The sequence below is a fragment of the Trinickia sp. HAY1-2D genome (genome assembly GCF_056754935.1).
Genome location: NZ_JBPGWX010000001.1, coordinates 1,510,852 through 1,531,779 on the forward strand (window position 1 = coordinate 1,510,852; position 20,928 = coordinate 1,531,779).

19 protein-coding genes are annotated in these 20,928 nt (G+C 59.7%); 8 read left to right on the forward strand and 11 right to left on the reverse strand.

Features of this window, described 5'->3' with window-relative positions; translation table 11 throughout:
* Positions 1–19 precede the first annotated feature (19 nt).
* Positions 20–910 (forward strand): EamA family transporter RarD, encoded by an 891-nt coding sequence (rarD, locus tag ACR9ZC_RS06610; protein WP_481579612.1) that lies wholly within the window; start codon positions 20–22, stop codon positions 908–910.
* Here rarD and ACR9ZC_RS06615 read toward each other — a convergent pair.
* Positions 870–1,388, reverse strand: a complete 519-nt coding sequence (locus tag ACR9ZC_RS06615) for an Mpo1 family 2-hydroxy fatty acid dioxygenase (protein WP_481579613.1) — start codon at positions 1,386–1,388, stop codon at positions 870–872. The two genes, rarD and ACR9ZC_RS06615, sit on opposite strands and share 41 nt — an antisense overlap.
* Positions 1,389–1,782: 394 nt before the next feature.
* Between ACR9ZC_RS06615 and ACR9ZC_RS06620 the strand changes: the two genes are divergently transcribed.
* The 6 genes from ACR9ZC_RS06620 to ACR9ZC_RS06645 are packed head-to-tail and all read left to right on the forward strand — an operon-like array spanning position 1,783 to position 8,720.
* The gene (locus ACR9ZC_RS06620) at positions 1,783–3,327 is read left to right on the forward strand and encodes an efflux transporter outer membrane subunit (protein WP_481579614.1); all 1,545 of its coding nucleotides are present in this window, start codon (positions 1,783–1,785) and stop codon (positions 3,325–3,327) included.
* A 41-nt stretch (positions 3,328–3,368) separates the two neighbouring features.
* On the forward strand, positions 3,369–4,640 hold the full coding sequence (locus tag ACR9ZC_RS06625) for an efflux RND transporter periplasmic adaptor subunit (protein ID WP_481579615.1): 1,272 nt from the start codon (positions 3,369–3,371) through the stop codon (positions 4,638–4,640).
* A 43-nt stretch (positions 4,641–4,683) separates the two neighbouring features.
* Positions 4,684–5,379: an ABC transporter ATP-binding protein gene (locus ACR9ZC_RS06630; RefSeq protein WP_481579616.1), complete on the forward strand. Its 696-nt coding sequence runs from the start codon at positions 4,684–4,686 to the stop codon at positions 5,377–5,379.
* A 17-nt stretch (positions 5,380–5,396) separates the two neighbouring features.
* Complete coding sequence (locus ACR9ZC_RS06635) at positions 5,397–6,542, forward strand: ABC transporter permease (RefSeq protein ID WP_481579617.1); 1,146 nt, start codon at positions 5,397–5,399, stop codon at positions 6,540–6,542.
* Entirely contained in the window at positions 6,539–7,720 is a 1,182-nt protein-coding gene (locus tag ACR9ZC_RS06640; protein ID WP_481579618.1) for an ABC transporter permease, read from the forward strand. The genes ACR9ZC_RS06635 and ACR9ZC_RS06640 overlap by 4 nt, the downstream gene beginning before the upstream one ends.
* Positions 7,721–7,778: 58 nt before the next feature.
* Positions 7,779–8,720, forward strand: coding sequence for an SMP-30/gluconolactonase/LRE family protein (locus ACR9ZC_RS06645; protein WP_481579619.1), 942 nt, complete (start codon positions 7,779–7,781; stop codon positions 8,718–8,720).
* 121 nt (positions 8,721–8,841) lie between these two features.
* Here ACR9ZC_RS06645 and ACR9ZC_RS06650 read toward each other — a convergent pair whose 3' ends face one another.
* On the reverse strand, positions 8,842–9,120 hold the full coding sequence (locus tag ACR9ZC_RS06650) for a BrnA antitoxin family protein (protein WP_440559941.1): 279 nt from the start codon (positions 9,118–9,120) through the stop codon (positions 8,842–8,844).
* 217 nt (positions 9,121–9,337) lie between these two features.
* Here ACR9ZC_RS06650 and ACR9ZC_RS06655 point away from each other — a divergent pair, with 217 nt between their 5' ends.
* On the forward strand, positions 9,338–9,577 hold the full coding sequence (locus ACR9ZC_RS06655) for a hypothetical protein (RefSeq protein ID WP_481579748.1): 240 nt from the start codon (positions 9,338–9,340) through the stop codon (positions 9,575–9,577).
* Here the strand turns inward: ACR9ZC_RS06655 and ACR9ZC_RS06660 are convergent.
* From ACR9ZC_RS06660 to ACR9ZC_RS06700, 9 genes are all read right to left on the reverse strand, one after another.
* On the reverse strand, positions 9,529–9,786 hold the full coding sequence (locus tag ACR9ZC_RS06660) for a PAAR domain-containing protein (protein WP_331569139.1): 258 nt from the start codon (positions 9,784–9,786) through the stop codon (positions 9,529–9,531). The two genes, ACR9ZC_RS06655 and ACR9ZC_RS06660, sit on opposite strands and share 49 nt — an antisense overlap.
* 42 nt (positions 9,787–9,828) lie before the next feature.
* Positions 9,829–10,920, reverse strand: a complete 1,092-nt coding sequence (locus ACR9ZC_RS06665) for a DUF6708 domain-containing protein (protein ID WP_481579620.1) — start codon at positions 10,918–10,920, stop codon at positions 9,829–9,831.
* Positions 10,921–10,987: 67 nt separating this feature from the next.
* Positions 10,988–11,542 carry a hypothetical protein gene (locus ACR9ZC_RS06670; protein ID WP_481579621.1) on the reverse strand — a complete coding sequence of 185 codons (555 nt, stop codon included), beginning with the start codon at positions 11,540–11,542 and terminating at the stop codon, positions 10,988–10,990.
* A gap of 124 nt (positions 11,543–11,666) precedes the next feature.
* Entirely contained in the window at positions 11,667–12,206 is a 540-nt protein-coding gene (locus ACR9ZC_RS06675) for a hypothetical protein (RefSeq protein ID WP_481579749.1), read from the reverse strand.
* Positions 12,155–13,246 carry a DUF6708 domain-containing protein gene (locus ACR9ZC_RS06680; protein WP_481579622.1) on the reverse strand — a complete coding sequence of 364 codons (1,092 nt, stop codon included), beginning with the start codon at positions 13,244–13,246 and terminating at the stop codon, positions 12,155–12,157. The genes ACR9ZC_RS06675 and ACR9ZC_RS06680 overlap by 52 nt, the downstream gene beginning before the upstream one ends.
* A 2-nt stretch (positions 13,247–13,248) precedes the next feature.
* On the reverse strand, positions 13,249–15,825 hold the full coding sequence (locus ACR9ZC_RS06685) for a T6SS effector BTH_I2691 family protein (RefSeq protein WP_481579623.1): 2,577 nt from the start codon (positions 15,823–15,825) through the stop codon (positions 13,249–13,251).
* Positions 15,822–16,544 (reverse strand): DUF4123 domain-containing protein, encoded by a 723-nt coding sequence (locus ACR9ZC_RS06690; RefSeq protein ID WP_481579624.1) that lies wholly within the window; start codon positions 16,542–16,544, stop codon positions 15,822–15,824. Before ACR9ZC_RS06690 ends, ACR9ZC_RS06685 begins: the two co-directional genes overlap by 4 nt.
* Before the next feature lie 58 nt (positions 16,545–16,602).
* Positions 16,603–19,110, reverse strand: coding sequence for a type VI secretion system Vgr family protein (locus ACR9ZC_RS06695; protein ID WP_481579625.1), 2,508 nt, complete (start codon positions 19,108–19,110; stop codon positions 16,603–16,605).
* A gap of 174 nt (positions 19,111–19,284) precedes the next feature.
* Positions 19,285–20,922, reverse strand: coding sequence for an AMP-binding protein (locus ACR9ZC_RS06700; protein WP_481579626.1), 1,638 nt, complete (start codon positions 20,920–20,922; stop codon positions 19,285–19,287).
* Positions 20,923–20,928: the final 6 nt, after the last annotated feature.

Sequence of the window (20,928 nt, forward strand, 5' to 3'; positions counted from 1 at the left end):
CAACAATTTCCCCTTTTAAATGAATTCTTCTGTAGTGGGTCGCGGAATTGCGCTGTCAGTCGCGGCGTCAGCGTTGTTTGCACTATTTGCGGCCTATACGCGGTTACTTTCGCCGCTCGGCGGTGTGGACATCTTTGCGTGGCGCATCGTTTGGACCGTGCCCGGCGCGTTGCTGCTCGTCGCGTGGCGCTCGCGCCTGCCGCAATTGCGCGATCTTCTCGTGCAAGCCAGCCGCGCGCCGCGATTGGCGTTCAAGCTCGTGACGTGCGCAGCGTTGATGGGCTCCCAGCTCCTGCTCTTCATGTGGGCACCCCTCCATGGCCATATGCTCGAGGTGTCGCTCGGTTATTTTTTGCTGCCGCTTTCCATGGTCCTCGTCGGCCGATTCTACTATCGCGAAGAGCTCGCGCGGTTGCAATGGCTCGCCGTTGCCTGCGCCGCGATTGGCGTCGCCCACGAACTACGTGCCACACATGCGTTTTCCTGGCCCACGCTCGTCGTCGTGCTCGGCTATCCCCCGTACTTCGTCGTACGACGCACGATTGCCTCGGATTCGCTCGTCACGTTTGCGACCGAGGTACTGCTTTTGCTGCCGGCCGCCATCTGGCTCATTGCCACGAGCGCCACAGCGCATGCCGCGTTTCGTCTTCCGGTGCTCGGCGCGCTGTTGCTGCCCGGGCTTGGCGCACTCAGCACGATCGCGCTTGCCTGCTATCTGAAAGCGAGCCGCCTGATGCCGATGGCACTGTTCGGCATTCTCGGCTATGTGGAGCCGGTATTGATCGTTCTGGTATCGGTGCTGCTGCTCGGCGAGACGCTGCGCGCGGGACAACTCGCCACCTACGTGCCGATCTGGTTCGCGGTGGCAATCACGGCCGCGCATGCCGTGCTGTTGTTGCGTTCTCGATAGCTTCGCGCAAGCGCGGCCGCCATCCCAGTTCGAACAGCGCCTCGGCCAGCACGAACAGCGGTCCGATGAGGAGGCCGATCAGATCGTCGGCGAAAGCGGGCTTTCTGTGCTCGTAGGCGGCATGCCCCACGAATTGAAAGACCCAGCCGACGACGAAGAGGGCGACGCCCGTGCCGGCCCATGTCGTCGTCGACGATGACGCGATCCATCTCCCAAGCGCCAGACACCCGGCGCTGACGAATGCCATCGCCACGCCGAGCGGCGCATCGAGTGCGAGGTAATAGAGCGTCGCCGCGCCGAAGACGAGCCATGCAGGCGAGACGGCGAGTGGGAGCACGCCGAACGTCGAGGCTGGCCGGCTCAGCAACACGGCGAGCGCGACGACGATCATTGGAATGCCGACGAAATGGGTGGCGATATTGCGTCTGTCGCGGTGATAGGCCGCATATTGCGCGAGCTGATCGGTCAGCGTTTTCATCGTGGGCGAAATTCCGGTTGAAGCGAGCGCAGCCTGAGGGGTGCTTCGCGAGCATTTCGCACCATCGCACGGTTTGGGCAAGCGCTTCAACCGATTGAATGGGGCATTCGCTGAAAACGCCGGTGCTCGCGCGAGTGCGCGCGGCCTTTCGTCGCTATTTTCGAACGATCGGCGCCGACGATGCGACGGCAGGATTTTCCACATCGCGGACTGCGAAAATCCGTGGTTTCATCAATCGCTATTCGCATTGGCTGACGTACGCCGTCACTATCGATAAATGAGGCGCAGCGCTATACTCGTTGCCGCTTTGCAAACCGCATACGCCCGTCACGGGATTTGGGCCCCTCCAGGAAATAACGGAGGAATCAAGCCGCACAGCCCCTCGATTTCAAGCATGGATAACAAAGAGCGTCGCGAATCGCGACGGTATCCGATTGCGTGCCCATATCCGGTGAAGTCGTACCGGGTGGTTTCGGTATTGATTGCAACAACGCTGCTTGGCGCGTGTGCCGTCGGCCCCGACTTCAAAGCTCCACCGCCGCCTGTGGCGTCGTCCGTGACGGAAACGCCGCTGCCGCCGCAAACGCAGGCCACGCCCGTTGCGGGCGGCGAATCGCAGACATTCACCGCTGCCGCGGCACTCGATTCGCACTGGTGGCGTGCCTATGGCTCGCCAACGCTGGAGCGGCTCGTCGACGAAGCGCTGCGCGCGAGTCCGACCGTGGCGTCAGCGCAGGCTGCGCTGCGCGCTGCGCAGCAGCAAGTCGCCGCGCAGCGCGGCGGACTGTTTCCTTCGGCGAGCGGCAGCTTCACCGCTTCACGGCAGAAGATCAACGGCGCCGCCCAAGGCTTTCCTGAAGCGGGCAGTTTCCTGTTCACGCTGTATAACGCGTCCGTCAGCCTCTCGTACAACTTCGACGTATTCGGCGGCGTGCGGCGCGGCATCGAAGCGCAGGAGGCGGCGCGCGACGCACAGCAGGAAGAACTGCAGGCCACTTATCAGACGCTCGCGGCAAACGTTGTGACGGCGGCGCTGCTCGAAGCGTCGCTGCGCGCGCAAATCGATGCGACGCAGAGCCTCATCGCGTCGGCCCAGCATCAGGCCGACTTGAGCCGCCAGCAGTTCGAGCTCGGCGGCGCATCGCGATCGGACGTGCTGTCGGCCGAATCGAATCTCGCATCCATGCAAGCGCTGTTGCCGCCGCTCGAGCAGCAGCTTGCCGCGGCGCGCTCCCAGCTGGCTGTCTATCTGGGCCGTTCTCCCGCCGACTACACCGAGGCGAGCTTCGAGCTCGCATCGCTGCATTTACCGCGCGAGATTCCCGTCATGCTGCCGTCCGATATCGTGCGCCAGCGGCCCGATATTCGCCGCGCCGAAGCGCAATTGCATCAGGCGAGTGCGAACATCGGCGTCGCCACGGCCAACATGCTGCCGCAGTTCGGCCTCAGTGCAAGTACGGGCGATTCGGCCCAAAAGCTGGGCTCGCTTTTTTCGAGCGGCGTTTTTTCCCTGGCCGGCAATGTCACGCAGCCGCTTTTTCAAGGGGGCACACTCAATGCCAGGCGGCGCGCGGCGATCGCGCTTTACGATCAGTCGCTTGCGCAATATCGACAGACGGTTCTGCTTGCATTCAAGAATGTGTCGGATTCACTGCGCGCGCTCGATACCGATGCGCAGACGCTCAACGCGCAATACCGCGCGCAGCAGGCGGCTGCGGACAGTCTGAGCCTGATCGAGCAACGCTTTGGCCTCGGTGGCGCCAATCACGTCGAGCTGCTCGTCGCTCAGCAGCAGTATGAGCGCTCGCGGATTGCTTACGTCCAAGCGCTGGCCTCGCGTTATCAGGACACTGCGGCCCTGTTTTTGTCGCTCGGCGGCGATTGGCGCGACCGGCAAGCCGGAGACGGTGCGCAGCGCGCGCCGGCGCTGCAGCAATGAACCCATGAGACCAGTCGTTCGACACCACTAGAAAACCCGATATGACGGACAAGACGGACAAATCCGAGCTCCTGCGCCAATTGCGCATCGATCGCGACAAACGAGGCGGTGACGAAGGCGGTCCACGCTGGCGATGGGTTGTCGCTGCGATCGTCGCCCTGTTGATCGTATTGGGAGCTGGCGCGCTGATCTGGTCCCGATCGGCCGTGCCGGAAGTCAAAGCCGCTGCCGCGCGTGCGGTTTCGACGGGCTCCGACGCGTCGGGGCCATCCGGCGCATCGATTCTGGATGCCTCGGGCTACGTCGTGGCGCGCCGGCAAGCAACCGTCTCCGCCAAGATCACGGGCAAGCTGTCCGAGCTCTTCATCGAAGAGGGGCAGCACATCAAGGAAAACGAGATCGTCGCAAAGCTCGATGATACGAACGCTGCCGCCGCGCTCATGCAGGCGAAAGCCGGCGTGATACAGGCCGAGGCTACGGTTGCGCAGGCCAAGGCGGCCGCGGACGATATCGCGCCGATCTACCGCCGCGATCGCAAGCTCGCGGCCGCCGGCGTGATCAGCGCCGAAGTGCTCGATACGAGCAAGGCGAATTTCGACGCGAAGCAGACCGATCTGGCGGTGGCCCAAGGCAATCTCGCCGTGCGCCGGGCGGCCTTGCTGGTGGCGCAGCGCGAGGAGGAAGATACGATCGTGCACGCCCCATTTACCGGCGTCGTGACGACGAAGAATGCGCAGCCGGGCGAAATCGTCTCGCCGCTGTCTGCCGGAGGCGGCTTCACCCGCACGGGGATTTGCACACTTGTCGATATGGATTCTCTCGAAGTCGAGGTCGACGTGAGCGAGAATTTCATCAGCCGTGTGCATGCCGGCGAACCCGCGATCCTCAAGCTCAACGCGTATCCGGACTGGCAGATCCCGGCCTATGTCATCGCCGTCATTCCGACGGCCGATCGCAGCAAGGCGACGGTCAAGGTGCGCGTCGGCTTCAAGTCGCGCGATCCGCGCATCCTGCCCGAGATGGGCGCACGGGTCTCGTTCATGAGCAGCGAGAACAAGTCGGGGGCGACGCCGGCCGCGGGCGGCGTCGTGATTCCGGCCGAAGCGGTGGTGCCGGGCGCTCAGTCGGGCGCGGACACGGGCGCAGTATTTGTGATCCATGGCGATACGGTCGAGCGGCGCGTCGTGCGGCTCGGTGCGCGTTCCGCCGATGGACAGGTAGTGTTGTCGGGCCTTTCGGCGGGCGAGCGCGTCGCGCTTGGCGACTTTTCAAAGCTGAAGGATGGGGCACGCGTCAAGATCGCCGAGCGCTGAACGGCGCTCAACACGCAGCCGACACTTCAACGAGGAGCAACACATGAGTGCAATCGTTTCTCTGCGCGACGTCGTCAAGACCTATACGCGCGGCAAGCAGTCCGTGGAAGTGCTGCACCGCCTCAATCTCTCGGTGGCCGAGGGCGACTTCGTCGCGCTGATGGGCCCGTCGGGCTCAGGCAAGACGACGGTGCTCAATCTGATCGGAGGTATCGACCATCCGACGAGCGGCGAGATCGTCGTGGCCGGAGAGCATATCGACCGGCTCAAGGGCAGCCGTCTGGCCCGTTGGCGTGCCGATAACGTCGGCTTCGTGTTCCAGTTCTACAACCTGATGCCGATGCTGAGTGCCGAGCGCAACGTCGAGTTGCCGCTTTTGTTGACGTCGCTGAGCAAGGAAGAGCGGCGGCGCAACGTGCAGACCGCGCTATCGGTGGTGGGATTGGAGGACCGGATGAAGCATAAGCCGTCCGAGCTCTCCGGGGGGCAGGCGCAGCGTGTAGCGATTGCGCGAGCGCTCGTCTCGGATCCGAAGCTGCTCGTATGCGACGAGCCGACAGGCGACCTAGACCGCGCCACGGCCGATGAGATCCTGCATTTGCTCCAGGTGCTCAACCGCGAGTACGGCAAGACCATCATCATGGTGACGCACGACCAAAAAGCGGCCGATTTCGCCACGCATACGCTGCACCTCGACAAGGGCAGGCTCGTCGACGAGCGCGTCAGGACTGAAGCGTAAGCCCCGGAGGCTGAAAAATGAAATTCATTCCCTTGATATGGGCCATGCTATGGCGCAAGAAAATGCGTACGTCGCTGACGCTCTTATCGATCGTCATTGCGTTCTTGCTGTTCGGCATGCTGCAAGGCATCAACGCGGCGTTTCAGGAAACCATTGAGCGGTCGAATGTCGATCGCCTCATCGTGACGAACCGGATTTCGCTGACCGAGAGCCTGCCGTACGCCTATCTGTCACAGCTCGAAACGATCCCCGGCGTCGCCAAGGTGTCGCACGAGTCGTGGTTCGGTCCGTACTATCAGGACCCGAAGAACTTTCTCGCCGCGTTTCCAGTCGAGCCCGATCGCGAGTTTGCCGCGCATCCGGAAGTCGTGGTTCCTAAGGACCAGATCGAAGCGTTGAAGCGCACGCGCACAGGCGCAATCATCGGAAAAGGGCTTGCCGCGAAGTACGGATGGAAGATCGGCCAGCGCATCCCACTACATTCGACGATCTGGGTGAAGGCATCCGACGGAACGTCGGATTGGGATTTCGATATCGTCGGCATCTATGAAGAGCCTTCCAATCGCGCGCGTGAAGACGCCATGTTCTTCAATTACAAGTATTTCGACGAGGCGCGCAGTTTCGGCAAGGGTACGGTGGGCTGGTATGTCGTTCAATTGAGCGATCCGCGGCAATCGGCTCAGGTGGCCGCCGAGATCGACAAGCGTTTCGCCAATTCGCCCAACGAGACCAAGACCCAGACTGAGAAAGAGTTTCAGCAGTCCTTCATGAAACAGATCGCGGATATCAGCCTGATCGTCACCTACATTCTTTTTGCGGTGTTCTTTGCGTTGCTCTTTGCCGTCGGCAGCACGGCGATGCAAGCGGTGCGCGAGCAGGTGCCTGAGCTTGCCGTGCTGAAGACGCTTGGGTTCAGCGATACGCAGGTGCTCATGCTGGTGCTCGTGCAGGCGTTGATGTTGTGCGTCGTTGCAGCCCTGGTGGGGCTTGGCGTCGCGAGTCTGCTGTTTCCGATGTTGCGCGACACGTTCGGTGTCGTGAAGATGCCGGCGAGCGTCATTGCCGAAGGTGTGTTGATGGCCGCCATCCTGGCAGCCGCCACGGGTATCGTGCCCGCGTGGCGTGCCAAGCGGCTAGTGATCGTGGAGGCCCTACGCTCATGATGATGAAGCAAATCGTAGCCGTTACCGCGATGAACCTGCGCAGTTTGCCCCAGCGTATGGGCACGGCGTGGGTCATCGTGATTGGGATTGCGGTCACCGTTGCAGTCATGGTGTCCGTGCTCGCCATGGCCGAGGGATTCACCAAGACGCTCAAAGGCACCGCCCGGACAGACCGCGCGATCGTATTGCGCTCGGGTTCGGAAGGCGAACTCGCCAGTACGATCTCGCGGGAGAATACGCAGACGATCATGGATGCGCCCGGGGTTCGCAAGGATGCGGCGGGGCGGCCCATCGCATCGGCCGAAGCCGTCGTCATCGTTGCGTTGCCGCAGAAGAAGGACGGCGTGGACGCGAACGTGACGCTGCGTGGAATCGGCGCAGATGCGTCGACGTTGCGGCCTGAAATGCATCTGATTGCCGGGCGCATGTTCAAGCCGGCTGTGCGCGAGATCATCGTCGGGAAGTCGGCCCTGGCTCAGTTCAAAGGCCTCGAGCTAGGTAGCCGGATTGCATTTCGCGATTCAGAGTGGACCGTGGTGGGCGTGTTCGAAACCGGTGGAGATGCGCATGAGTCCGAATTGCAGGGGGATGTCGAGACCGTGTTGTCCGCTTATCGGCGCAATCTTTTTCAATCGGTTTCGGTGATGCTCGACTCGGCCGGTGCATTCGATCGCTTCAAAGCCGCGTTGACGACGGACCCGACGCTGAAGGTCAGCGTGGAGCGCGAGACGGACTACTATGCGGCTCAATCGAGCCGTCTCTCGAAGCTGCTGAATCTGCTGGCGTATTTCGTCGGCGGCATCATGGCGCTGGGCGCGTGCTTTGGCGCACTCAATACCATGTATACGGCTGTCTCCACGCGGACACGCGAGATTGCGACGCTGCGCGCCATTGGTTTCGGCGGGTTGCCGATCGTCATTTCGGTTCTGGTAGAGTCGTTGCTGCTCGCCTTGATCGGCAGTGCGATCGGCTCCGTTGCCGCATGGATTTTTTTCGACGGCAATACGGTCAATACGCTTGGCGCCAGTTTTACCCAGGTGGTGTTTCATCTGACCGTCACGGCATCGTTGCTGGTTTCGGGCGTTGTACTGGCCTGTACCGTGGGCATGCTTGGGGGGCTGCTGCCTGCCATTCGTGCGGCGCGCTTGCCGATTGCAACGGCGTTGCGTGCGAATTGAGTCGTAGCATTTCAACTATTTCTGAGCGAAGCGAATTCGAACGGAGGAGCGTTTTTCCATGTGGCAGCAGAGCGAGCGATACCCCGATCCCCGCGTTCAGATCATCGATTCGGAGTTCGAAGCGTTTTGTCTTCCGCTTGCGGCCGTCGAGCGCATTGCCACCGGGTTTCGCTGGTGCGAAGGCCCCGTGTGGTTCGGCGATGGCCGCTATCTGCTGTGGAGCGACATTCCCGACAACCGGATCATGAAGTGGGAGGAAGAGACCGGAGCGGTGAGTGTTTTCAGGAAGCCGTCGAATTTTGCTAATGGGCATACGCGTGATCGCCAGGGGCGGCTTATCAGCTGCGAGCATGGCGGCAGGCGTGTCACGCGCACCGAATACGATGGCTCGCTGACGGTGATCCTCGATTCCTTCGGTGGCAAGCCGTTGAATTCGCCGAACGATATTGTCGTGAAGTCCGACGGCTCCATTTGGTTCACCGATCCGATTTTCGGGATTCTTGGGTATTACGAGGGTTATCAGGCGGAGCCTGAGCTACCGCAGCATGTTTATCGTGTCGACGCGGCGACGGGCGAGGCGTCGGTCGTGGCTGCCGATGTGGCCGGGCCGAACGGGCTGTGCTTTTCGCCTGACGAGCGGTTGTTTTATCTCATCGAATCGCGGGGCACGCCGAACCGCAAGATCTGGGTGTATGACGTGGCCGACGATGGCAGGACGATCGAAAACGGCCGTGTGTTCCTGGATGCAGGGGAGGCCACCATCGACGGCATGCGCTGCGATATTCACGGCAATCTTTGGTGCGGTTGGGGCATGGGTAGCGAAGAGCTCGACGGCGTCATGGTGATTTCGCCGCGCGGCAAGCTCATCGGGCGTATTGCATTGCCGGAGCGATGCGCGAATCTGTGCTTCGGCGGGTTGCAGCGCAATCGCCTTTTTATGGCGTCGTGTCAGTCGGTGTATGCGTTGTATGTCAATACGCAGGGGGTGGCTGGGGGGTGAGGCGGTTCGCCACCCGGCGCATGAGGCGAGAGCAATCAGCCTATATATGATTCTTCGAGGCTAGGCCTAGGATTTCCAACGTTGGGGTGCGAAATTTGCGTAACTGACTAACATCGGCCTGCTACGCAAGGCGGTGTGTCGCGAGCCACTCGCGCAGCGCATTGTTCATGCGCGTCTGCCACCCCTCGCCGGTTGCTCTGAACCGCTCGATGATATCGGCGTCGTACCGCACAGTCAGCGCGACCTTCGGTTGTTCCAGCTTTGGTCTGCCGCCGCGTCGCCTCATTTGGGCGAATTGCTCATCCGATGGCACGAATGTGTCCGGGTCGCTGTCGATGCCACGTTGAATGGCCGCGTCTTCCGCTGGGGTGGGTATGTGCAGCTTAGGTTTGTTCGACATAGCGTTTCACCTCTCGCGAATTTGCCCTGCGCAGACTGATCAATAGGCATCCGCATGAGCGGACGCAGAACCGCCGCTGTCAATCCTAAACGTCGACTCTTTTCTGGCGAGCTGTTTGCGGAAATTTCAGCCAAATGCCTGCCGGCGGCACAGTACGGTGGGATTTGAGGCGGCGGCGAGGTAGCGTAGGCGGCTCCGATAGCACGACGCTCGCCCGATGCGGGCACTTCCCCCTTTTGCCAAATCAGTCGAGTTCTCATTCCGGAAGATCGCCATGGCTTTGGCCGTCGCAATGTCGCTGCACTGTGGTGGCTTTCGCCTCAACGCCACCAACGCGATCACTGCGGTCGCCGACATGAATGCGAGCGCCTTCGGAAGTTCATACGTTTTTTTCTCCGTGTTCTCGCGCTACAGCGACGAAATCAAGCGCGCGCCGCATTCCGTCGGGTCGTTGTGAAACGCGACTGGTACGCCATGGTGTTGGCGCGTGCTGTTTTCGGGGACTATGGCGAAATGGCCGCCACACTTGGGGCACCATGTCAGATGGCCCTTCAGCGCGACGGGCACGCCTAACGCCTTCAAATCATCGCTGGCGGTGGTTACGTGACCGCCGTGCGTCGTCTTGTCGTTCAAGCGGATTACCCCGCGTCCGTTTTCGTCTTTCATTCTCAACCTCGCGTTGATATATATCGTGTGTTCCGTTCGGCATCATGCGCGTTGCGTCACCCGGCCCCTGCCTGCAGCTGGATTGTCGAGCCACACCGCTGCGTTCAGCCTGCCATCGGATTCACCGCTCCAATCTTGGGCACGGCTTTTCGGGTCGTTCGGGTACTCGCCGCGCTGCTGAGCCAAGACGGTGTCGCCCCAGCCGACCGGTGTGCCGGGGCGGGGCTCGGCGTATGGATCGTCTGAAGCGATGACGGAAATTCGTTCGATCGAGTCGGGCCAGACGGGATCGCGGCAGGTTGCGTTCGCGATTATTCGCATGACGGTGAAGACCAAAATCAGCGGCATCATCATCAGTCGAACGACGACGGGTGCGCGCATTCCGAAGCTGTACATCGAAAAAAGGAACGACTCGCGCGATGTTTCTCGCTGCGTATGAAATAGCATCGGTTTAGGCAGACCGTTGGCGCCATCGTTCATATACGCGCACCAGTAGTTCCACTGCGCGAGCGCCATTTCGACTTGCAGCCTGCCGGTCCATTCACGGCCGATCGAGAACACACGGGTGACGTTGCCATGATCGTCGACCGTATAGTGACGAATGTGGAAGACGGTGCCGAAGGATGTGGTCTCGCGGTGGAGGCAGAAGATCGAGTCTTCTGTCCAAGGTGCCTCCCAGACCACGTCACCCTCGCCGGGTTTGGCGAAGAAGCGTCGCGCGCGAATCGCGTATAGCTTGCGGGCTTCGCGATGAAAGCGGATTGGTCGGTGGCGCAAGCCGAAGAATAATCCTCGTCCCAGCTTCCAGACGATCGAACCGAAAAGAGCTACCGGAACAAGTGCTATGCAATTAAATACAAACATCCAGAACGCGGGCGCTGGATCGGTGTGCGTAAGGAAATAGATGTACGGACCGATTCCGATACATGCGAAGGCTACTACGACGCCGGTGGCGAACCACTGTTTTTCAAGAAACGACGGTTCGATCACGTCCATAAACGTCGAATTGATGCTGAAAGTCGAGCCGAAATCTTGAACGTCTGGACCAACAGATCGACCGGTCGGCAAGCGATGAGCCAGATCCCACTCCGGCACCGGTTTGCCAATACATTTGGTCATGACTCGTTCGTCCATGTGTCGGCTTCCTACTCCGAGTCAGATGCGTTGCGCCTCTGCGAACAAGTCATAGTGCCCCTTACAGTCAACGAAAAACATGCCTCAAGAATCTAACGAACATAGGAAGCAGATAAAAGAAAGCGATAAACAGGATGGCGCCAGAGATGTACGGACTGTAGATTCTTGCTTTTTTTAAGCTCATTTCCTTCCGAAAGACGCCATCGCAGAAGCCAGGATCGACAGTCTCGACGATCAATATTCGTTGCAAATCTTCCTTTTGATTCTTCTCTCTCTCGACGCCTTCCCGGATGTAGCGCTCCGCGAGTGCCTCGAATTGAGCCCTTGTCAGCAGGCTGCTTTCAATCATCCATTCCAGAGCAGCCGCGGGGCCGCCGATGGCCGGCTGCTGACCGTCTTTCGCGAAATCCGGCCGATCGCCTAGTTGGTCCTTTGCCTGCTCGTAAAGTGGTTGATCAATGAGAGCAAGCGTCCACAATGTATTGAGACAGACGAGATTATGGGGAATGCCTTCCGCACTGGCGGCGGCGGTAGCGGACGGATCAGCCAAGTAATGAGCGGTCTCCTCTGTCACAGACAATTCATGCACGCTGCCCGTTTCCCCGTCATCTGTGTTTGTCATTGTGGCAGTCACCCTATTCAAGCCCCGGCGGGTTGCCGGACGTTCATCCTTGGACCGTAATTCGGTAGCGCATCAACGCGCTGAGCTGTTGAGCCAAGCCGCTGCGTGGACTCCTCCGTGCGGCTCAATTGTCGCTCTTTGAAGCGACTCCGCTAAACGTCTTGGGATGTTGCGCATTGACGCAAGTCTTATTCCAGCCGGAAAATTCGAATGCGGTCGCATACCTCCCTCCATTGCTTTCATCAAGAATACCGTAATCTAGCTCGGGCTTCTCCAATGCGAGCGGACCATATTCGGAAATTAGCGGATCATTCGAGTCGGTCACGTAGATAAAGCGCGCCCGGACAGCTTTACCGTCGGCATTTTTGTATGCGACATGTCCGCAGATGAAAGTTCGCTTCAAGTTCCGGACTGGGTCCGTTCCATGCAGGTCATGAGTCATTTCGTATTCATCGTCAAATCTAATATCTCGAGCGCTGGCTAGAGCCGATTTGACAGCCGTTTCTGCAGCACCATATTTCGCCGATGCACTTGGTGGGTAGCTACCGAGCAAAGCGAGTCCTACATACAGGGATGTGACGATTTGCCTTTTCATTTTTTCATGAGCTGTAATTAGCCCTGCACTGCCGGGCGCGCCATCTTCGAATGAGGATTCTCGAGCCAAGCCAGCGCGTACTTGCAGCCATCAGGTTCCCCGGACCAGCCTTCAACCCGTGCTTTCGGATCGTTCGGGTACTCGCCGCGCTGCTGAGCCAAGACTGTGTCGCCCCACCCAACTGGTGTGCCGGGGCGGGGTTCGGCATAGGGATCGTCGGAAGCGACGGCCGAAATGCGTTCGATTGCGTCAGGCCAGATAGGATCGCGACAGGTCGCGTTGGCCAGCATCCGCATGACCGTGAACACCAGGATCAGCGGCATCATGAGCAATCGAGCGGCGACGGGTGCGCGCATGCCGAAGCTGTACATCGAAAACAGGAACGATTCGCGCAACGTTTCGCGTTGCGTGTGAAACAGCATCGGCTTGGGCAGACCGTTTGGGCCGTCATTCATATACGCGCACCAGTAGTTCCACTGTGCGAGCGCCATTTCGACTTGCAGTCTACCGGTCCATTCGCGGCCGATTGAGAACACACGGTTGACGTTGCCGTGATCGTCGACCGTATAGTGCCGAATGTGAAAAATTGTGCCGAAGGATGTGATCTCGCGGTGGAGGCAGAAGATGGAGTCTTCTGTCCACGGTGCCTCCCAGACCACGTCACCGTCGCCGGGTTTGGCGAAGAAGCGTCGCAAGCGAATCGCATATAGCTTGCGGGTTTCACGATGAAAGCGAATCGGACGGTAGCACAAGCCGAAGAACAGACCTCGCCCAAGTCTCCAAGCCATTCCGCCAAACAACACTACGAAGCATAGAGCCATCACATCGGCCACAAACAGATAAAACGATGAGGAATCACCTGTGTGGGTGTAACTGTACATATACGGGCCATATAAGGCGGCCAAAAATAGAACGAACACACCTGTAATGAACCATTGCTTCTCTAGAAATGACGGTTCAATTACGTCCATAAAGACGGAATTGATGTTGAACGTCGAACCGAAGTCTTGAATATCTGGGCTCACCGGCCGATCGGTCGCTAAGCGATGGGCTAGATCCCACTCTGGGATGGGTCTGCCAATGCATTTCTTCATGACGCGCTCGTCCATTCTCAGTCTCCTGCGGCCGAACTAAAAGCCTTGAGTTCTGCTTCGAGCGAAGCATAGTGTTCCCCCTTGCTGAATTTGCAGCGAGAGACCCAGTCTTTGATGGCGGACGCCTTGAAAAGCGCGATAGCTATTCCCACCAGGATCGATAAGATCAGGGCCGGCCAGAAAAGTGGGAGGCTGAAGAATGCGGCAGCGGCAATATATATGCCGAGAGCTCCGCTTGCAACGTAAAGAATCGAAAGCCCGTCTTCCTTATTGCCGTGTGCCTCGGGGGCATTTTTGAGAAGGTCGAAGCCGGCTAATACAATGCCAGCAATCGCTCCCAGCCCCCGCCCGATCTTCGCGCCGAGCTCAGCCCACTCGCCGGCGCCAGCCCACTGTTTCATAATGAATGCCGACAACGGATGAGCCGGTGCCTTGGCGACGGTCTCCGATGCCGTCTCTATGACGGTTCCGACGATCGAAACGACAGCGCCGACCGCCTTGAGCCCAGTTTCCCCTTGATTGAACTGGTCACTGCCAGCCCAATCCTTAGCCGCGAACGTCAGTGTTGCCATCTGAAAAATCACCGTCACGACACCGAGATTGAACTCTCGGGACGAATTGAGCCACTTCTTTGCGGCATCCACACCAGGCACTCTGATGGCCTTGATCGCATCGGCGTCCAACTTTCCGTCCTTGACCAGGGCATCCACATCCATCTCATAGGCAACGATATTCGGATCGCGCGGTGGCGCGGCTTTTATGACCTGCTTACCGACTTGAGTCGCCGATGCGCGCTGGTCGGTACGGTCGCCGTCCAGTTGGACGCCCGCTGCCCGGGCTTCCCGCAGGACCCAGTCTCGAATTGCAAGCTTGCTGACCTGCGATGGCTTGAGGCGAACGCCGGACTGCATCGCCAGACGAATGGTCACAAATCCGATCGCCGCGCCGCGTGCCGTACTTGTGAGTACGCCGACGATATGATTGGCGGTAGTCACGATAAGCCGGTCCCGCAAGCTGGCCGCGTTACCTAGACTCTCGATCTTCTTGAACGCTTCCTTGTATAAGTTCAGGAAGTTCTCGTACTGGATATCGGAACCGTGTACCTGCGCATCCGCTGCTTTTATCATCGCATCCTGATTGAACAGCAGGGCGCGCACGTAGACATTGCGGACATTCGCGGCCTGACCGTTCAGCCACTCATCGATCACCTTCTTGCATGGTTCCGTACCGGCGGCCGACCCAATTGCCTGTGCACACGACTCACTGTACGCATAGCCGCTGCGAAGATCCTGCGGGTCGTGATTACCCGCCATCCATTCCGCAAGCAGCTTCGAATTGAGCCAATCGGCATGCGCTTGCACTAGGGGCTGCCATTTCGGCTTGAACGCTTCGAGCGCTTGCTGATACTCCTGCGGGAAGCGTTTCAGTGCTTCCTCGTCCAACACGCTGGTTCGCTTGCCATTCGGCCCGACCTTGGTCGATGCTTCTTCCCAAGCCTCATTGGCGGACGCCTCTACCGTCGCTGGAACGTTGGCCATCCGCGCATCTTCTTCCTTCGCAGCCTGTTCAAAGCTACCGGTCTTGAAGACGCCTTTGATCAAACGATAAAGCCCGGTCACATCGGTCATGGGCGGGGCGTTGTAATTTCCGACTCGCGAATTGAGGTCGTTGACTTGTTGGGCCGTCTGAGACATTCGGTACGACAGTCCAGTCGATGCCTTGGCGTTGGCGCGAATACCGGCTTCGGCGCGCTCTAAAAGTTGAGCTGAGACGTACTTCCAGTAAATCTGTTCGTCGAAACCATTGTTCAGATTCGGGACCGTCAATTCGGCGAGATCGTTCGAGATACCGACGGGATCGTTGACCGCAACAATGAAGCCTTTCTTGAACGGTGACTTTGCCATCGCGTCGCCGATGCGGTTCGCGATTTTGCGTTGACGCAGGCGGATTTCTTCCTTTGGAGCTTGGTTGCTGAACCCGAACGCATCCTTCATCGCCTGATCGTCCATCGCGAAATGCGCTACCTTGCTTTGACTGGCTTGAAATTCCCCTGTATCGACGGCGCCACCCTTGAGCATCGCTGGGATGTTGATGCACTGCATATGCAGCTTGCGCCAAGCCTCGTCGCCGATCTTTTTATGAACGAGATCCTTGGTCCATCGCACGTTCGACCAGCCGATCCAAAGATTGGTCGCTTCTTCAGTTTCAATCCCGGGAGTATGCGCGATACTAACGCATCGACCCAGCGACTCGAACTCCGTTTCCAGATTGTTGGTGCAACTCTGGGTGAGCGCGTCCTTCGCACCCGGCGGCGGCGTCGTATCAGGCGGGAAATACCACAGCGAGCCATCGTCGAGAACCATATATGCGCTGAGCCGCTTACGCTTTTCATCGTAGGTGTATAGATAGCCCTCTCGCAGTGCACGCAGCGTGTACTTGGCGGTACCAACTGACGGCGGAGCGCGACCATCGATCTTGAAGTTGCCGGACAAGGCCGGCGCTTTCGCGGCACCACGTGGGCACGCGAGGGCATATCGAACCGGATAGATCAGCAGCGACTGCCGATCGCACAACGGGCATCCTTTAGTTGTCATGATTTTGATCCCTGAATTTCGGCATCGAGTGCAAAGTCATTGCGTACACGCTCCGACATGAACCCCACAAGCACATCCACGTCTTCCGCGTCGCTGTTCAGCGCCACATCGGAAAACAACTGATCGAGGGCCGCGGGCAACCGAGCAGTTTGCTCGACGGACATGACGGGTAGACGACGCATCACGCGATCCGCGGTTTCGCTGCGATTGATGCGCGTCCATTGCTCCGAGCGCGGCCAGCCTGACGATCGATCGGCGTCCCTGGACCCGTCGCCAGTACCAGTAACGCTCCAGCGGTGTCCTGCCCATGCGAACTGCCACACCTTGACCGGGCCGAGCAACGCCTCGCGCTGCGCCGGATCGAGGATCGCCAACGTCAATGCCAATACACGCGGATCGTAATACCGCCAGAACACCGACTTGCCGCCAGCTCCCGGGCCCACCAAATACTGTGCGATATGTTCGCTAACGGCATCGACGCCGGCATCGCTATCTAACCATGCGCATACCACTGGCGGACGTTCGACGTGCGTTTCCGCCATCCAGGACTCAGTCGCCAGCACACGTCCTTCATCGTCCAACGCGGCAACGTCGATCAATTGCGGCATCAGCTCTTCCCGATGGGCAAGTGTGCGGTGTACGCAGGGGCGCATGCTCAGTGCGGCCAGTTCAGGCACATGGACGAGCATAGTCGGTTCGACGAGCAAAAAGCCGTGCATCAATGGCCCCGAAGACGCTGGGGCGGCCTGCATCTGGGAGATCGTCACGATGGCTTCCTCAGGTCAGCGCGACCGACGCCTGACCGGCCTGCGACGCAGCGCCAGCGACCTGCTCGCACAAATCGTTGCCGGGGAACTGCGCAGGCACGCTCTCCGGTCCGACCGTATCGTGACTGCCCGCATGAACCTTGTTCTCGCCGGGCGTATAACCGACGATGCCTTTCGCGCTGACCTCGAACTGACTGTTGCCCGCCGTCAACCGGATACCCTGCTTCGCAGTGATATTGATCCAGTCCGTTGTACTGATGATCGCAACGACCTTTTTCGCGAGCAGTTCGAGGTCGTCGTTTTGCGCATGCACTTGAACCTTACCGCTCGCCGCGACGAGCTTCATACCCATTCGGTGCACGAACAACGAGAACTTTTCCGAGACGCTCGTAAAAAGCGATTTGCCCGCCGCGATCGAGACGTTCTGGCCTGCAGTGACAGCCACATGCTGGCCGCCCGCCATATGAACGGTTGCAGGAGTAGTCATCTCGAGGCCGGCCGCGCCCGCCAGCAACAAGTGCGGTTCGTTCAGCTCCGGGAACGATCCATCGCCGCTAGCGCCACCGCCTGAGCCCTTGATGCCGTCGGCCTGCGACTTCAGTTCATCGGCGACCAGGCTCTGATCGGCGCCGCTGTCCTGCGCATCATGCTTCTGAGCGAGCTTGCCAAGTTGGTCGTGCAGTGTTTGCGCCTTGGACAGACGCGATACGGGCTCACTCACATCCGCGATATGCGCTTGACCCTTCGGCCGGCCCTCGGTGCTGACCACCATCCCCTGAGCCGTGCGGACCGCCCCGACTCCGTCGGTGCGCAACTCGAAGCCCTCGCCACGCGCATCCTGCCGTCCCTGCCAATCCTCGATACGCGTGACGCTGCCCAGCGACAATTGGCTGGCCTTATGGTCGCTGCGCAATTGTGTCTGAATGGCGCCCGCCGTATCGTCGAAAATCAAATGATTGCTGTTGCCCGCCGCCCGGTTGCCGGCATCGCCCACCAACTCGCGGCTGCGAATGCCCGTCAATGCGCGCTGATGCGGCAACTGCCACGCCGGCTGATTCGTCGTATTACCGACCCGCCCCGTGACGATCGGATGGTCCGGATTACCGTCGAGCCATTGAACGACCACTTCCGCGCCAATTCGCGGCAGCGCTGTCATGCCCTGGCTTCCGCCTGCCCAGCCACTCGACACGCGCACCCAGGTCGTGTACTTGCCTTCTCTGTCCCAATGGAACTGCACGAGACATCGCCCGTGCTCGTCGGTGAAGATACTGTCGCCTTTCGAGTCGACGACGGGTTGCGGCGCGACGACGGTGGCCGTCTGGGGCGCCAGTATGCGTGTATCGACGCTGTTGTAGCCGGGCGCTGGCCGCCACCGCAGGTCCCGACGGACACACCTAAAGGCGTTCTCGTACGCAGCTGGCGCGTCAACGCCCTGAAGGTAGTTGTTCGTCGCAACGTGACGCGCGGAAACGATCAGGTATTCGTCGTCGCGGCTCGTGCGGCCGATCATGCCGCCGAAGTGATCGGTCAACCGGAACCAGCGGCCAGGCATCACGGAGCGGCAATTGCCGCGCGCCTCATAGTGTCGCGCGTTCGCCTCGATTGCGTTGACACGTCGCTGCGCCAACCGCTGGCCATCGTCGGCGTTGCGGTAGCCGTACGCACCGGCGTACTCGTACCATTCGAGCTTTGGAATGCGGCCGTCCCATCCGTCGACCTGCGCATCGGCCAGGCCGCCGGTATTTGCCGTGCGCCCAGGATCCTTGAAGTCGGCCCGCGATAGCGACATGTGCGTGGACGTGACCGTCTGAACGGGCGACCACGATGCAATACCATCCGCTTCCTGCGACCCGGCCTCGCTCTGATAGCGAATCTCCGGGGTGCTGCCATCGATCGGCTGGTCGTCGCGAAGCGGATCGGACAGGATCAGCTTATGACCTTTGGCCGTATGTTCGTACCAGTAGGTGAGGCCCAGGTGCTCCCAGCGACGATGGACGTAATTGTGGTCGTGCTCGTCGAACTGGCACGCCATCTTCATCCTCGGGTCGTCCTCGCGGACTCTCCACTCCCAGACGGGCAGGTAGCCGTAATTTTGAAAGATGGCGCCGGTTTGACCGGCTATCGTCATGTCCTTGAAAAGCCGGTTATTCTTGCGCAGCGTCAGATAGCGTAACCAGGGGCCGATCTCGGCTTCGTAAAACGCAATCCCGCCATCCGCCTTTGTCAAGCGAAACGAAAATATATAGCCGGTGAAATACCGAAAGTTGCCATCGTTGCGCAGCAATCGCGCGGACACCAACTTTCCAACGAAATCTTTCGGGTCGAGCTTCGCATTGTCGGACAGAATTTCGACAATGAATCGGAAATCGCGCGACAGGAATTCTTCCCCTTCCAGACGATTCGCCAGCAGAATTTCCCCGGGAGCGTCGCCGTCTGGAAACGACAGCGTCAAAAACCGATTATTCTGCCCTCCCGCAGCGAGCTTTCGGAGGTCTTGAACGGACAGGTCGGTATTCATTTGTATGCTTGACGGATCGCCGATATCGACGGTCGCGCGATTCTACACACAAATTTGTTTCCACAAAATAGAATGAGCCGTCAATTACTCGATAAGAATATTTTTCCGAATCGCCCCCATCCAATTGGTAATATTTGCTTGTGAATTGCCTGTAATCTCGGCTGCAGACAGAACCTACATTGTCCGCAGCGCGAAGCGCTTCAATTTGCCTGTCTCTGTGCGCGGCAATGCCTCGATGAATCGAATCACGCGCGGATACTTGTACGGCGCCACATGGCTTTTCACGAATGCCTGTAACTCGGCAACGAGCGTATCGTCCGCCACATAACCCGGATTGACGACGACGAACGCCTTGACGATTTGCCCGCGTTCGTCGTCGGGCACGCCGATCACACCGCACTCGGCGACAGCTTCGTGCTCGAGCAGCACGCTTTCGACCTCGGGCCCTGAGATGTTATAGCCAGCAGATACGATGATGTCGTCGGCACGCGCCTGGTAAAACACGTAGCCGTCCTCGTCCATATAGACCGCATCGCCAGGCAGATTCCAACCTTCGCGCACAAACGTTTTTTGCCTTTCGTCCGCAAGATAGCGGCAGCCCGTCGGGCCGCGCACGGCGAGTTTGCCGACCGTACCCGGTGGCAGCCGCCGCATGGCATCGTCGACGACCGCGATTTCGTAGCCCGGCACCGCCTTGCCGATAGCGTGCGGGCGAATATCCTCGGCTGCGCATGAGATAAAAATATGGATCATCTCGGTGCCGCCGAGACCGTCGATCATTTCGATACCCGTGGCTTCACGCCAGAGGGCGCGCGTGGCGTCGGGCAGCGCTTCGCCGGCCGATACGGTCTTTGCGAGGCTCGACAGATCGAAGCGCGCGACATGCGGGGCCATTTGCCGATAAAACGTTGGCGCCGTGAACACGATCGTCGCGCGAAAACGGTCGATCGTTTGCAGCAGTGACTCCGGGGTGAGCTTTTCGATGAGCACCGTCGATGCGCCGACACGCAACGGGAAGCAGAGCAGACCGCCCAACCCGAATGTGAATGCGAGCGGAGGTGTGCCGCAAAACACGTCGTCGGCGTTCGGCCGCAGAACATGGCGTGGGAAAAGGTCGCACATCGCCAGCACATCGCGATGAAAATGCATGCAGCCTTTCGGTGCGCCCGTCGTGCCGCTTGTAAAAGCGATCAGGCAGACATCGTCGGCCGCCGTATCGCAAGCATCGAAATGCGCAGGCTTCCCAGCGGCACGCGTGTCGAGCGAGTCGTGCGCATCGCTATGAAAGAACGCCACCTGTGCGAGATCCGGGGCGAAGTATTCATCGCCGGGCTCGCGGCACCGGTTCAATTCATCGGCAAGCCGCGCATCGCACAGCGCAGCGCCGATGCGCGCCTTATCGATGATTTGCTTCAGTTCTTTGGCACGCAAAAGCGGCATCGTCGGCACGACGACAAGCCCGGCTTTGAGACTGGCCAGCAACGCCGCAGCCATTTGCAGCGTATTGGGTCCGCGCAGCAGCATGCGATTGCCGGGTCGGAGTGCCAAGTCGTCTACGAGCACGTGCGCCCAGCGATCGACCATGGCGCGAAGCTCGTTGTAGGTCGTCGCGTTCGGCTGACCGTCGACGTTCGACCAGATCGCAACCCGCTCGCCGTGCCCCGCGTCGATTGCCTCATCGAGCAACGCCGCGGCGCAATTGAGGCGGGCAGGGTAGGCAAGGCCGGGATCGTCGAGCCGCAATACGGGCCATTGCTCGAGCGGGGGCGAATTGTCCCGGGCGAAAGTATCGACGTGGGCAGACGGTTCCATGACATC

Excerpts from the sequence above, each read along its gene's own strand:
- rarD (WP_481579612.1), top strand. The coding sequence starts at position 20 with ATGAATTCTTCTGTAGTGGGTCGCGGAATTGCGCTGTCAGTCGCGGCG.
- ACR9ZC_RS06615 (WP_481579613.1), bottom strand. The coding sequence starts at position 1,388 with ATGAAAACGCTGACCGATCAGCTCGCGCAATATGCGGCCTATCACCGC.
- ACR9ZC_RS06620 (WP_481579614.1), top strand. The coding sequence starts at position 1,783 with ATGGATAACAAAGAGCGTCGCGAATCGCGACGGTATCCGATTGCGTGC.
- ACR9ZC_RS06625 (WP_481579615.1), top strand. The coding sequence starts at position 3,369 with ATGACGGACAAGACGGACAAATCCGAGCTCCTGCGCCAATTGCGCATC.
- ACR9ZC_RS06630 (WP_481579616.1), top strand. The coding sequence starts at position 4,684 with ATGAGTGCAATCGTTTCTCTGCGCGACGTCGTCAAGACCTATACGCGC.
- ACR9ZC_RS06635 (WP_481579617.1), top strand. The coding sequence starts at position 5,397 with ATGAAATTCATTCCCTTGATATGGGCCATGCTATGGCGCAAGAAAATG.
- ACR9ZC_RS06640 (WP_481579618.1), top strand. The coding sequence starts at position 6,539 with ATGATGATGAAGCAAATCGTAGCCGTTACCGCGATGAACCTGCGCAGT.
- ACR9ZC_RS06645 (WP_481579619.1), top strand. The coding sequence starts at position 7,779 with ATGTGGCAGCAGAGCGAGCGATACCCCGATCCCCGCGTTCAGATCATC.
- ACR9ZC_RS06650 (WP_440559941.1), bottom strand. The coding sequence starts at position 9,120 with ATGTCGAACAAACCTAAGCTGCACATACCCACCCCAGCGGAAGACGCG.
- ACR9ZC_RS06655 (WP_481579748.1), top strand. The coding sequence starts at position 9,338 with ATGCGGGCACTTCCCCCTTTTGCCAAATCAGTCGAGTTCTCATTCCGG.
- ACR9ZC_RS06660 (WP_331569139.1), bottom strand. The coding sequence starts at position 9,786 with ATGAAAGACGAAAACGGACGCGGGGTAATCCGCTTGAACGACAAGACG.
- ACR9ZC_RS06665 (WP_481579620.1), bottom strand. The coding sequence starts at position 10,920 with ATGGACGAACGAGTCATGACCAAATGTATTGGCAAACCGGTGCCGGAG.
- ACR9ZC_RS06670 (WP_481579621.1), bottom strand. The coding sequence starts at position 11,542 with ATGACAAACACAGATGACGGGGAAACGGGCAGCGTGCATGAATTGTCT.
- ACR9ZC_RS06680 (WP_481579622.1), bottom strand. The coding sequence starts at position 13,246 with ATGGACGAGCGCGTCATGAAGAAATGCATTGGCAGACCCATCCCAGAG.
- ACR9ZC_RS06685 (WP_481579623.1), bottom strand. The coding sequence starts at position 15,825 with ATGACAACTAAAGGATGCCCGTTGTGCGATCGGCAGTCGCTGCTGATC.
- ACR9ZC_RS06690 (WP_481579624.1), bottom strand. The coding sequence starts at position 16,544 with ATGCACGGCTTTTTGCTCGTCGAACCGACTATGCTCGTCCATGTGCCT.
- ACR9ZC_RS06695 (WP_481579625.1), bottom strand. The coding sequence starts at position 19,110 with ATGAATACCGACCTGTCCGTTCAAGACCTCCGAAAGCTCGCTGCGGGA.
- ACR9ZC_RS06700 (WP_481579626.1), bottom strand. The coding sequence starts at position 20,922 with ATGGAACCGTCTGCCCACGTCGATACTTTCGCCCGGGACAATTCGCCC.